The organism is Paenibacillus lutimineralis, assembly GCF_003991425.1.
In the GTDB taxonomy this organism is placed as follows: domain Bacteria; phylum Bacillota; class Bacilli; order Paenibacillales; family Paenibacillaceae; genus Fontibacillus; species Fontibacillus lutimineralis.
The window spans coordinates 5,950,126-5,962,538 of sequence record NZ_CP034346.1 but is presented as its reverse complement, the minus strand read 5'-3'; the positions used below and the strand labels follow the sequence as shown (position 1 = coordinate 5,962,538).

At 47.6% G+C, this 12,413-nt stretch carries 11 protein-coding genes; 9 read left to right on the top strand and 2 right to left on the bottom strand.

Annotated features, from left to right (window positions below):
- Positions 1-38: 38 nt before the first annotated feature.
- Together atpD and EI981_RS26580 are read left to right on the top strand one after the other, a co-directional pair.
- A complete protein-coding gene (atpD, locus tag EI981_RS26585) occupies positions 39-1,430 on the top strand; it encodes a F0F1 ATP synthase subunit beta (RefSeq protein ID WP_127003382.1) in 1,392 nt (463 codons plus the stop codon).
- Between the two features lie 60 nt (positions 1,431-1,490).
- Positions 1,491-1,898 (top strand): F0F1 ATP synthase subunit epsilon, encoded by a 408-nt coding sequence (locus EI981_RS26580; RefSeq protein WP_127003380.1) that lies wholly within the window; start codon positions 1,491-1,493, stop codon positions 1,896-1,898.
- A 171-nt stretch (positions 1,899-2,069) separates the two neighbouring features.
- Here the strand turns inward: EI981_RS26580 and EI981_RS26575 are convergent, their stop codons facing one another.
- The gene (locus tag EI981_RS26575) at positions 2,070-2,765 is read right to left on the bottom strand and encodes a copper homeostasis protein CutC (RefSeq protein ID WP_162616280.1); all 696 of its coding nucleotides are present in this window, start codon (positions 2,763-2,765) and stop codon (positions 2,070-2,072) included.
- A gap of 268 nt (positions 2,766-3,033) precedes the next feature.
- Between EI981_RS26575 and EI981_RS26570 the strand changes: the two genes are divergently transcribed.
- The 7 genes from EI981_RS26570 (at position 3,034) to mtnA (ending at position 11,376) form a co-directional block, all read left to right on the top strand.
- Positions 3,034-3,285 (top strand): DUF1146 family protein, encoded by a 252-nt coding sequence (locus tag EI981_RS26570; RefSeq protein WP_127003376.1) that lies wholly within the window; start codon positions 3,034-3,036, stop codon positions 3,283-3,285.
- Positions 3,286-3,556: 271 nt separating this feature from the next.
- On the top strand, positions 3,557-4,900 hold the full coding sequence (murA, locus tag EI981_RS26565) for a UDP-N-acetylglucosamine 1-carboxyvinyltransferase (protein WP_127003374.1): 1,344 nt from the start codon (positions 3,557-3,559) through the stop codon (positions 4,898-4,900).
- A 384-nt stretch (positions 4,901-5,284) separates the two neighbouring features.
- Positions 5,285-6,415 carry a sugar ABC transporter substrate-binding protein gene (locus EI981_RS26560; protein ID WP_127005035.1) on the top strand — a complete coding sequence of 377 codons (1,131 nt, stop codon included), beginning with the start codon at positions 5,285-5,287 and terminating at the stop codon, positions 6,413-6,415.
- Positions 6,416-6,495: 80 nt separating this feature from the next.
- Positions 6,496-8,010, top strand: coding sequence for a sugar ABC transporter ATP-binding protein (locus EI981_RS26555; RefSeq protein ID WP_127003372.1), 1,515 nt, complete (start codon positions 6,496-6,498; stop codon positions 8,008-8,010).
- Position 8,011: 1 nt separating this feature from the next.
- Positions 8,012-9,004, top strand: coding sequence for an ABC transporter permease (locus tag EI981_RS26550; protein ID WP_127003370.1), 993 nt, complete (start codon positions 8,012-8,014; stop codon positions 9,002-9,004).
- 76 nt (positions 9,005-9,080) lie between these two features.
- A complete protein-coding gene (gene mtnK, locus EI981_RS26545) occupies positions 9,081-10,301 on the top strand; it encodes an S-methyl-5-thioribose kinase (protein WP_127003368.1) in 1,221 nt (406 codons plus the stop codon).
- On the top strand, positions 10,294-11,376 hold the full coding sequence (gene mtnA, locus EI981_RS26540; protein WP_127003366.1) for an S-methyl-5-thioribose-1-phosphate isomerase: 1,083 nt from the start codon (positions 10,294-10,296) through the stop codon (positions 11,374-11,376). The genes mtnK and mtnA overlap by 8 nt, the downstream gene beginning before the upstream one ends.
- Positions 11,377-11,504: 128 nt before the next feature.
- Here the strand turns inward: mtnA and EI981_RS26535 are convergent, their stop codons facing one another.
- On the bottom strand, positions 11,505-12,269 hold the full coding sequence (locus tag EI981_RS26535) for a DeoR/GlpR family DNA-binding transcription regulator (RefSeq protein ID WP_127003364.1): 765 nt from the start codon (positions 12,267-12,269) through the stop codon (positions 11,505-11,507).
- Between the last annotated feature and the right edge of the window lie 144 nt (positions 12,270-12,413).

Genomic DNA, 12,413 nt, shown 5'->3' with positions numbered 1-12,413 from the left:
GGGCTTCCCGCAAAACTTATTAGGAGGGAACAAAAAGGATGAACAAAGGACGCGTTGTTAGCGTAATGGGTGCGGTCGTTGATATCGAATTCGAACGCGGCCAGCTACCGGAAATTTATAACGCTATTAAAATTATGAAGCAAGGCGACCAAGGCGACCTGATGCTGGAGACATCCAGTCATTTGGGTGACAACCTGGTACGTTGTATCGCTATGGCTTCAACAGACGGTCTTGTACGTGGAATGGATGCACTTGATCTGGGTGCCCCGATCTCTGTCCCAGTAGGTTCGGCTACGCTGGGCCGGGTATTTAACGTTCTTGGCGAGACCATCGACAATAAAGGTCAAGCGGAAACTGAAGTGAGAAACCCGATTCACCGTGATCCTCCTGCATTTGAAGACTTGTCCACGCAATCTGAGATCCTGGAGACGGGAATTAAGGTTATAGACTTGCTCGCTCCTTATGCCAAAGGCGGTAAAATCGGTCTGTTCGGCGGTGCGGGTGTAGGTAAGACGGTTGCGATTCAGGAATTGATTCACAATATCGCTCAAGAACATGGCGGTATTTCGGTATTTGCGGGCGTTGGTGAACGTACCCGTGAAGGTAATGACTTGTACATGGAAATGTCTGAGTCTGGCGTTATTAATAAGACAGCGATGGTATTCGGTCAGATGAATGAGCCACCAGGTGCGCGTCTTCGCGTGGCCCTGACAGGTCTGACAATGGCTGAATATTTCCGTGACCAAGAAGGCCGCGACGTGCTTCTCTTTATCGATAACATCTTCCGTTTTACACAAGCGGGCTCAGAAGTATCTGCCCTGCTCGGACGGATGCCTTCTGCAGTAGGTTATCAGCCTACACTGGCTACGGAAATGGGTCAATTGCAAGAACGGATTACTTCGACGAAGAAAGGTTCGGTTACTTCGATCCAAGCGATCTACGTTCCTGCGGATGACTATACTGACCCAGCTCCAGCAACAACATTTGCTCACCTTGATGCGACGACGAACCTTGACCGTAAAATTTCCGAGAAGGGTATTTTCCCGGCCGTGGACCCGCTCGCATCCAGCTCTCGTATGCTCTCTCCTGAAGTAGTGGGGGAAGAACATTACAACGTAGCTCAAGGGGTTAAGCAATTATTGGCTCGTTATAAAGAGCTTCAAGATATTATCGCAATCCTTGGTATGGACGAATTGTCTGAAGATGACAAGGTGATCGTTGCTCGTGCGCGTAAGGTGGAACGTTTCTTGTCGCAGCCGTTTAACGTTGCTGAACAGTTCACAGGCTTGAAAGGGAAGTATGTTCCGGTTACTGAGACGGTTCGCAGCTTCAAGGAAATCCTTGAAGGCAAGCATGACGATCTTCCGGAAGCGGCCTTCCTGTTTGTCGGTACTATTGAAGAGGCTGTAGAAAAAGCGAAGACGTTGTAATCGCACCGCTTACGTCGGATGCTTCAGAAATGAACGTCCCACGAACAGGAGGGATGAAAAGTGAGTACCTTTACACTGGAAATCGTTACACCGGAGCATGTTGTGTTCACGGAAGAGGTGGACAGTCTGACCATCCGCGGAATTGAAGGGGAACTTGGTATCTTGCCCGGACATATTCCGTTCGTGACTCCACTAAAGGTTGCGCCGATTGAGGCGAAAATCAATGGGAAAAAGTTTGCGATCGCTGTACATGGGGGCTTCGCTGAGGTGCAAGGGGATAAGACGATCATTCTTGCCGAAAGTGCAGAGATGCCTAAGGATATCGACCTGGAGCGGGCTATTGCTGCCCGTGAACGTGCTGAGCGTCGATTGGCGCGCGGAGGCCAGGATCGGATTGACCAACGCCGTGCCGAGCTTTCTTTGCAAAGAGCGGTAACGCGGATTAGTGTCGCTAGCAGCTCCAAATAAAATAGAAAAAGACCGAACATCTCTTCTCGATGCTCGGTCTTTTTTTCATCTTATAGTGAAATTAATTCAATTTGAAAGACCATTGGACCGGGATGATGTGCCTATATTGTTTCTATATGAGAATCTGAGGTCCTACTAGCTATGAAAATAGTTCCGATAGCCTTATCGATATCAATGCGAGAACTGATCCGCGATGCGACGTATTGCAGAGAGTTTGTCCACATCGATAGGATTCATGATGCTGCCGTTCTGCCTTGATGCTGAGCCAATGTGAAACTCTTGAACCGATGTCTGGCGTAGAAATGATTCAAGGGCATCGATGTGGAGTCCAGCGCCTGGTAGTAGGGTGATGCCTTGCTGTTTCGCGACAGGAGTTAATTGCTCTATGATGTCGGTGGCCTCAAGTACGGAAGGGCGGCCGCCGGAAGTAAGAATATGAGTGATTTGTGAATATTGGCCTAGCGTGTAGATAGCTTGCTCCAGATCTGCGGCCTCATCTATGGCCCGGTGGAATGTGATTGGCAGGTCATTCGCTGCGGCGAGAAGTCTTTCAAGCGCGCTGGTATCAACGTCTCCTTGCGGCGTTAAGGCGCCGGTTACAAGACCGGATACTCCGAGTGATCGAAGGTTGGCGATATCACGTTCCATGACTTCGATATCTTCCTTGGAATAGACGAAGCTGCGGCTGTGCGGGCGAATCATAACCCGGATGTCTATATCGACTTGATCCAGGATTGATTGGACGAGCCCGAGACTTGGGGTGAGACCTCCTTCCGCAGGGGCAGTAATAACCTCCAAGCGGTCCGCTCCGTTCCTGGCTGCGATCAGGGCATCTGACAGCGTGTAGGCAATAACTTCTATGATCATAGTAGAATTCTCCCTTTCCATAGGTAGTTAAGATCATTATATTATTTTTCTTAAGGCGAGGGTAAATACATTGCTGCATAATTCAGAGGTAAAGATTACAAAATAGATTCTACTGGAAGCCTTTACAATGAAAAGTAGTGCTGGATTATTGTCTCGTTGCCAAGTATGATATAGAAGGTCTATATTTTTAAACAGCACTTTTATTTGGTTACTTATTAACCGATTAGGGGCCTACAGCATAAATATAACGTGACAGGGGGAAAATCATGTGAATCCGGTCGAGTCAGTGTCTACATCGGTCGGGGTCGGTGGGCTAACGGGGATTATTGTATCGCTAGTCTGTATAGCTATATCCTGGTGGGCGCTACAAAATCTCAAGTTGGATCTGATCATCCGCAATCCGAAAGGACCGCAAGGGAAGCTGCTCCAATTACTGCTTGCTGTAGTGTTGGGTCGTTTTGTAGCTGCCTTTGTCCTGGACTATTGGGGATATACGCAGATGTTGCGTTATATGTTCTAACAGGAAGGCAAACACGCCTTAATTGTGTTAGAATATGATGGGGTATGAATTTGTCGAATAACATCAAAATTTTGTGTCAACAATGTGGATAAGAATATCAATTGATTCGTTGATTGGACGTAGGTTTATTGTTATGATAATTCTTATTGACACAAATAGTTCTTGTATGGTCTGAATGAAATTTGATATGATGAAATTTAGGGAAATTAAGCGGGATACTATTTTTTATGTCGGGGAAAATAGTGAAAATGAACACGCGGAGGGAACCGAGATGAGTAAATTTATCGTCCGCGGTGGCAATGTCTTGGCCGGGAACGTAAAAGTGAGCGGAGCTAAAAATTCAGTGCTGCCGATCATCGCAGCGTCTTTATTGGGAGAGGATAGCGTGAGCATCATTCGTGATGCACCGCCTCTGGATGATGTGATGACGATTAATAAAGTATTGGAATCGTTAGGAGCGAGCGTTACATATGAACGTGAGGTTATCACGGTCGATGCACGAACTATCGCCTCCTGTGAAGCACCGTACGATTTGGTACGTAAAATGCGGGCGTCTTTTCTCGTAATGGGGCCATTGCTAACCCGAACCGGATATGCGCGAATCTCACTGCCTGGGGGCTGTGCGATTGGCACTAGACCCATTGATCAGCATCTGAAGGGCTTTGAAGCAATGGGTGCAGAGATTAATTTGGGACAAGGTTTTATTGAGGCTAGATCCACCGGCAGATTGCATGGTACGAAGGTATATCTGGATGTGGCAAGCGTAGGTGCAACGGAAAATATTATGATGGCGGCCACTTTGGCAGAAGGCACAACGGTGATCGAGAATGCGGCTAAAGAGCCGGAAATCGTCGATTTGGCCAACTATTTAAATAGCATGGGTGCGGTCGTTCGTGGCGCAGGCACTGGTGTAATTCGCATTGAAGGCGTAGAGAAGCTGCATGGCGTTGAACATACAGTAATTCCTGACCGGGTCGAGGCTGGAACATTTATGGTAGCGGCTGCGATTACCGGCGGCAATGTATTTGTAGAAGGTGCTATCGCCGATCATTTAGGTCCGATTATCTCCAAGCTTGAAGAGATGGGCGTAACGATCGAAGCGGAAGAGAACGGTGTGCGTGTCATTGCGGATAAGCCACTCAAAGCGGTAGATATGAAGACATTGCCCTATCCAGGCTTCCCAACAGATATGCAGTCACAAATGATGGCTCTGCTGCTCGTATCGGAAGGCACAAGCGTAGTAACAGAGACCGTGTTCGAGAATCGCTTCATGCATGTCGACCAATTCCGTCTGATGAACGCTGAGATCAAGGTGGAAGGAAGAAGTGCTATTGTCTCAGGCGGTTCCAAGCTTAGCGGTGCTAAAGTGTGTGCGACAGATTTGCGAGCGGGAGCTGCGCTTATTATCGCAGGTCTCGTAGCTGAGGGCACGACGGAAGTGAGCGGTACGCATCATATCGACCGTGGGTACGTCAATCTGACTGAGAAGCTGGCGGGTCTTGGTGCTGACATCTGGCGTATTAGCCAAGAGGAGACAGCTGTAGAGCCAGAGAAAGCGGCTCATACCGTACAGAATGAATTGTCTTCATTGAAGATTCAGCCAACCTGGGCTTAATTCAAAAAAGGTAATCGAATATAACCTAAGAGAGGCAATCTCTTATGTCATCTACGGATGAGATAAGGGAGTGCCTCTTTTTTTTGTCCCTAATGAATAGAAGTAATGTCCCCATATTTCTAATCTGCTATCCAACACATCACTAGCAAAATATGGAATTCGTCTTTATTAGAAAACAAAAACAATAAAAACAATGAATAAAACAAGAATAAATACAACACAAAACAATAAATACTGATTGCAATGTTGGGATGAACATGATAATATTTGATTACAAACAGCAAATTACAATGATTTAGTCTCATGAAATTGGAAATTTGTTGGATGTAATCCTTTAGAAATCTATATCAAAACAAAGGGGCTGGAAATGTGAAATACAAATTTATGAAAACGCTTATCATTAGTTTGCTGGCCATCGTTTTGGTGGTTACTGGCTGCTCAGCTGGAGGAGGAACTAAAAAAGGGACGAATGAGGGCTCCAATTCCTCCAAAAATACTGCTGAGAAGAAAGTCACCGTCGAAGGGCTGCCGGATGCTATCAAGAACAAGGATAACATCAAACTTATGGTGGTCCGTAAAATCGGAGGGGATGATCATACTGCACAATACCTGGCCGGCGCTAAGCAAGAAGGCGAATCGATGGGGGTTACAGTGGATACTTTCACAGCCAATGGAGATACGGCCAAATTCCATGATGCGATTTTGCAGGCTGTAGACAAAAAATATGACGGAATTATTATTTCTCATGGTGATGACGCGGCTACAGTGGATGAAGTGAAGTCGATCGTCGACAAGGGGATTCCTGTAGTAACCTTTGACTCGAATCCCGACTTGCAGAATATTCCCGGTGTTACCTTGACGTCACAGGATGACGAGGCGCTGGCTAGGCTGACGCTTGATAACCTGATCAAGGAAAAGGGCGAAAACGCGAAGATTATTTACCTGTGGGTTGACGGCTTCCCTCCAATGGTGAGACGTAACAATGTGTATCAGGAGTACTTGAAGAAATACCCTGGCATCGTAGAAGTTGAACGCTTTGGCGTAGCGGCTGGCGATACTTCCGTGCAAACGCAAAACGCGGTCTCCGCGATGCTCACTAAACATAAGAAGGGCGAAGTTGACGCTGTATTTGCAGCTTGGGACGCATTCGCAATCGGTGCAACCAGAGCTATTAAGGAAGCTGGGCGTGATGAGGTTCAAATCTATGGCATCGACGTATCGAACAGTGACCTTCAGCTACTGCAAATGGATGGAAGTCCATGGGTGTCCACGGCTGCAGTTGATCCTAAAATGATTGGTGCCGTTAACGTCCGTATTCTACTTAATAAAATTGCCGGCGAAGAAACGCCGCAAACCTATGACATGGAAGCAAATCTTATTACACAAGAGAAGCTTAAGGAGTCCACAGAGCCGGTTAATATGGTCAACCTGTCGAAGATTGTTCCAGGCTGGGGCGAGACAGATGCATTCTTGACAGACTGGATGAAAGCGCTTAAGGATGCTTATAAGAAGTAGAGTTACTAATACCCCGATTGTAAGCGCTCTCCCTATAGAGGGCGCTTCCTTACAACGATGCGGGCTAGAGGGTGGCAAGAATGGGCGATATAAAAAGATCCAAAATCGAAATGAAGAAGATCTCAATTGAGTTCCCTGGGGTGAAGGCGTTAAAGGAAGTTGATTTTGCTACAGAGTCGGGGGTGAGCCACGCTTTGATCGGTGCCAACGGCGCTGGCAAATCAACGCTGATGAAGGTGCTGTCCGGCGCTTATAACCACTATACAGGTGAAATCTTAATGGATGGCAAGCTGGTTAATATTCGTTCTCCGAAGGATGCCAAGGATCTCGGCATTCAGATCGTATATCAGGAGGTCGATACAGCCTTAATCCCTTATCTTACCGTCGGCGAGAATATCATGCTGGATGAGACTGTGAATGATATGGGCGGCAGGCAATTCGTGGACTGGAAGGAGATTCATCGTAAATCGAAGGAAGTGCTGGCCAGACTAAATGTTCCTGTCTCCACCAAGAAGCTTGCCAGTGAGTTAACCTTGGCTGAGAAGCAAATGGTGCTTATTGCAAGAGCGATCTCCAAGGAATGCAAATATTTGATTCTTGATGAGCCTACAGCTCCATTAAGTCATGCCGAAACGGAAGAACTGTTTCGAATAGTCAGAGATTTGAAGCAAGCGAATGTAGGCGTGATCTTCATCTCTCACCGCCTGCCTGAGCTGTTTGAAATTTGTGATGATATTACGATCATGCGGGACGGCAAGTTTGTCATTAAAGAGAAGATAGGAAATCTGGTTCAGAACCAAGTTGTTGAATACATGCTCGGCAAGAAAATGGACCAGCAGTTCCCAAAACATAATATTACACTTGGTGAGAAATGCTTCGAAATCAAGGGCTTCGGCGATGGAGCGAGCGTGCATGGAATTAATATGTATGTACGCAGAGGCGAGGTTGTTGGCCTCGGCGGTCTGGTTGGCGCCGGGAAGACGGAACTGTGCAAAGCGTTGTTCGGCCTAAGCAAGACGAGAACGGGAGAACTGGTGCTGAACGGCAAGAAGCTGGCCTATAGAACGCCGCATGCCGCCGTGAAGGAAGGGATTGCCCTTGTGCCGGAGGAACGCCGCAAAGAAGGCATTCTCGTCTCCGAATCTGTGTCTGTGAACTTGACGGCGGTTAGCTTGAGTAAGTTCACCAGCTTGAGAACCTTCCTTAACTTCAAGAAGGAGAAGGAGATCTCCAGGCAAATGATCGCCAGCCTGGGCGTAAAGACCCCAAATGAACAAGCGAAGGTAAAAAATCTCTCAGGCGGCAACCAGCAGAAAATCGCTATCGGTAAATGGCTCGTCGGCGATGCAGAGGTTTATATCTTTGATGAGCCGACCAAAGGCGTCGATGTCGGCGCCAAGCGGGACATTTTCGAGCTGATCTCTGGGCTTGCGGCGAAAGGGAAATGCGTCATTTACGCCTCCTGCGAAATGTCGGAGCTATTGGGAATCACAGACCGTATGTACGTACTCTATGACGGGCAGGTCGTCAAAGAGCTGGAAACAAGCAAAACGAACGAAGAAGAGATACTGTTCTACTCGACTGGAGGCAAGTAGCATGAGCAAAGGGAATTCGGCACAAACAGCCCGGAAATTTGATTTCTTTGATGTTCTATACAAGTACGGAACGTTGATCACTATCGTGGTTCTGATCGCATTTTTCGGAATCATGTCCGATGGCTTCCTGCAAGGCTCCAACATTATCAATATTTTAAGGTCGATCTCTATCGTAACAATTATTGCGATCGGGATTACGATCTCCCTGTCTGTAGACGGTTTTGATCTGTCTGTCGGCTCCGTTGCATCACTCGCGAATGCAGTCGTCATTTCCATGTTTGTCTGGTACGGCCAGAACATCGTTCTGGGCATTATTGTAGCGATCGCTGTCAGCTTGATTGTCGGGGTCCTTAATTCCTTCGCAATCGTTAAGCTGCGGATTCCGGATATGCTGATGACACTCGCCATGATGTTCATTGTTCAGGGGATTGCCTTGACTTATACAAGAGGTGCGACTGTATCCGAGAATATGGTCATGCCGGACGGCAGCTTTGCAACAGGTACAATCAGCCCGATCTTCGCCAAGCTGGGGCAGGTTCCTTGGATCATTATTATTATGATCGTCGTTGTGTTAATCGTTCATATTTTCCTGAACTATACGAAGCATGGCCGCTATATGTACGTTATCGGCGGCAATCCGGAGGCTGCCAAGCTGTCCGGGATCGCCGTGAATAAATATCGCGTTGCCGCTTACCTTTTGTCTGCTCTGTTCGCAGCGATCGGCGGAATTATTCTTGCATCGCGGGTGATGACGGCTGAAGTTAACGCAGGCGCGCCATATCTGATGGATGCCGTAGCCGCTGCCTTTATCGGCTTGTCCGTTCTTGGTTCGGGCAAACCGAACGCGATTGGTACTTTTGTTGGGGCGATCCTGATCGGCGTGCTGCAGAACGGCCTTGTTATGATGTCTGTTCCATATTATGCGATGGACATTGTCAAAGGAACTGTCCTAGCGCTGGCGCTGGCCCTGACTTATTACAGAAACAAGGGATAACTTCGCTCATCTCGCAAGGATAACTATCGTTTCTCGCAATATGGCTATTCATTTTTTACAGGAGGCATGGGGGAAAATGAGAGATTTCAGCACTTATTTTACAATGAAGGAATCGGACGCAATTGACTATAGTGCAACACAACTGGACATTTTTGATCAAGCCGCAGAGCTGGCATGTACGGAGATCGGGGATGGGAACCTGAACTTCGTCTTCCGGGTTCGGGATCAGAAATCGGGTAAATCGATTATTGTGAAGCAGGCTGGTCCGGTGGCTAGGATATCAAGCGATATAGCAGTTTCTACCGACCGCAACCGGATTGAGAGCGAGATTCTTGCTATTCAATATGAGCTTGCGCCAGGTTCAGTGCCGCAAATTTATAAATTTGACAGCGTCATGAATTGCTGTGTGATGGAGGATTTATCCGATCATGTCATTATGAGAAAAGCGCTTATGGAGCATAAGCAGTTCCCTCTTTTTGCCGATCATATTACGACTTTTCTGGTCAGCACATTGCTGCTAACCTCGGATGTAGTTATGAATCATAAGGAAAAGAAAGATCTGGTCAAGCGCTTCATCAATCAGGATTTATGTGAGATTACAGAGGATCTCGTGTATACGGAGCCGTTCTATGATTGCTCTCGCAACGATGTGTTCGGGCTGACCCGTGCGTTTGCTGAAGAGCATATATGGAATGACGAGGCATTGCTGCTGGAGACGGCCAAGCTGAAATTTGAATTTATGACCCATGCGCAGTCGCTGATTCATGGCGATCTGCATACAGGCTCCATCTTCGTTAAGGAAGATTCTACGAAGATTTTCGACCCTGAATTTGCTTTCTATGGCCCGGCAGGCTACGATATCGGCAATGTGATCGCTAACCTGATCTTTGCATACATTAACGCAGAAATGACGATGGGGGCGGGTCCTGTCAAGGACAAGCATATCGCTTGGTTGCTGGAGACGATCCAGTCTGTTATAGATCTGTTCCAGGACAAATGGAACAAGCTGTGGGACGAGAAGGCGGCGGATCGGGTAGCGCGATACCAAGGCTTCAAATCCTTCTATCTGGGCAATGTACTTAAAGATACAGCGGCTGTATCTGGTCTTGAGATGATTCGCAGAACTCTTGGCCTGGCCCATGTGAAGGATGTGACGTCTATCGCTGATGAGTCCAGACGGGCGCAAGCTGAGAAGTTCTGCCTGATCGTGGGTAAGCGGTTCATTATGGAGCGAGAGCAGTTGACGACGGGTGCCAAATACTTGGAGATTTTGAAAGCGGGGGTGCAGCATGTCTAATCAACAGGATATTCTATCATCTGTAATTCAATCTGTCAGACTGGACGACGCCAATGACACGCTAATCATACTTGATCAGACCTTGCTTCCGAATGAGAAGGTGTTCCTAGCGTTACAGGAGATGAAGGATATATGGGACGCAATTTATCATTTGCGTGTCCGCGGCGCTCCTGCCATTGGAATCGCGGCGGGTTATGGTGTATATCTTGGAACCAAACAGTCCCGGGCGGAAACTTACGATGATCTGTATGCTGATTTCCTCAAGGTGAAGGAATATTTGGCTTCTTCAAGACCGACGGCGGTGAACCTGTTCTGGGCATTGGACCGCATGGAGAGCCGTTTGAAGCGGGAGACCGGCAAGCCGGTGGACGAAGTGAAGGCGGCCCTGCTTGAAGAATCCGAGATGATCCGCTCCGAAGACGAGCAAATCTGCAAAAGTATCGGCGAATTTGCACTCTCTCTGCTTAAGCCAGGCATGGGCCTGTTGACGCACTGTAATGCAGGTACGATAGCAACCGCTAAATATGGCACAGCGCTTGCGCCGATGTACTTAGGCCAGGAGCGGGGATATGACTTCAAAGTATATGCGGATGAGACGCGTCCGCTGCTCCAGGGAGCCAGACTTACGGCATGGGAGTTGAAGGAGGCTGGGGTAGATGTTACGCTGATCTGTGACAATATGGCTTCCATCGTCATGAAGGAAGGAAAGATTCAGGCTGTCCTTGTCGGCTGCGACCGCGTCGCCAAGAATGGGGATACTGCGAACAAAATCGGTACTTCAGGTGTGGCGATTCTGGCCAAGCACTATGGAATCCCGTTCTATGTATGCGCGCCGCTGTCCACTATCGACTTGAACTGCAAGCATGGTGATGATATTCATATCGAGCTGAGACCGTCCGAGGAGATTACGACGAAGTTCTATGCCAAACCGCAAGCACCGGAGGGCGTCCAGACGTACAATCCGTGCTTCGACGTAACCGATCACAGCCTGATCACCGCGATCATAACGGAGAACGGGATTGCGTACGCGCCGTTTGAGGAAAGTCTGCCAGTAATGTTCAAGCATGACAAGTAAATGGATTTCAAATTAGGGCATCCCTCAGCCATCTAAGGCTTTGGGATGTTCTTGTTATGCAGCTATGAACGTAAAAAAACGTCCTGCCTGCAGATGTTCTACAGACAGGACTGGATAATCTGCCAGCCTTATTCCTCACATTCCGTTAGAGCTATATTATTAGCCTCGAGGAACTCATGCCATTCCTGGCTCAGTGGTTCGTCGACGACGATGTTATGGATATGCTCAAAGCCGCAAATGCTGGCGAAAGAAGTGCGGTCAAATTTGGTATGGTCAGCAACCAGATACACGGTATTGGCGCGTTCGACGGCAAGCCTTCTTACTTCGGCCTGCTGCTCATTGGAATCGGTGATTCCATGCTGCATGCTTATGGTGCGGCAGGAGATGAAGGCAAGGTCAAAGTAGTAGCTGTTCATATTCTGTTCCGCATTGCGGCCAAGCGACGACATAGAGCTATTCGACACAACGCCGCCGACAATCACCAGATGGACATTCGGACTATCTACCAGTGTATTAACGATTTTGATCGAATTGGTTACTACGGTAATCCGCCTGCTTCCAATCATGTTAGCTATATACAAAGAGGTCGTGGATGCATCCAGAAAGATGGAGTCGCCGTTTTTGATAAAGTCCACACATTTGCTGGCGATCCGTTTCTTGCCTTCTACATGGATATGTTCGCGCAGATTTACATTCACATCATTTTGCACTCCGTCTGATATGTAGGCGCCGCCGTAAATTCGAATCAGAATCCCTTCATCCTCCAGCTGCTTAAGGTCTCTGCGAATTGTCTCTTCGGTAACATTGAAGATTTCTGTTAGCTCGGCAACGGTCACATTTTTCTTCTCTATGATTAAATCTTTAATTTTGGCCTTACGGGCGATAGGTAGCATAAAGTGACCAACACTTCCTTATATAGTAATCGTTTGTAGCTATTATAGCATATTTGTGGAGGGAATTTACTATGTTTGTGGGATTCATCGTTTGATATTTTAAAAAAGACAGGGCTTATTTTGTCATTTTCCAAATATCATCCC

Bases quoted from the DNA above. Each gene is read 5' to 3' on its own strand.
- atpD (WP_127003382.1), top strand. From the start codon at position 39: ATGAACAAAGGACGCGTTGTTAGCGTAATGGGTGCGGTCGTTGATATC.
- EI981_RS26575 (WP_162616280.1), bottom strand. From the start codon at position 2,765: ATGATCATAGAAGTTATTGCCTACACGCTGTCAGATGCCCTGATCGCA.
- murA (WP_127003374.1), top strand. From the start codon at position 3,557: ATGAGTAAATTTATCGTCCGCGGTGGCAATGTCTTGGCCGGGAACGTA.
- EI981_RS26560 (WP_127005035.1), top strand. From the start codon at position 5,285: ATGAAAACGCTTATCATTAGTTTGCTGGCCATCGTTTTGGTGGTTACT.
- EI981_RS26555 (WP_127003372.1), top strand. From the start codon at position 6,496: ATGGGCGATATAAAAAGATCCAAAATCGAAATGAAGAAGATCTCAATT.
- EI981_RS26550 (WP_127003370.1), top strand. From the start codon at position 8,012: ATGAGCAAAGGGAATTCGGCACAAACAGCCCGGAAATTTGATTTCTTT.
- mtnK (WP_127003368.1), top strand. From the start codon at position 9,081: ATGAGAGATTTCAGCACTTATTTTACAATGAAGGAATCGGACGCAATT.
- mtnA (WP_127003366.1), top strand. From the start codon at position 10,294: ATGTCTAATCAACAGGATATTCTATCATCTGTAATTCAATCTGTCAGA.
- EI981_RS26535 (WP_127003364.1), bottom strand. From the start codon at position 12,269: ATGCTACCTATCGCCCGTAAGGCCAAAATTAAAGATTTAATCATAGAG.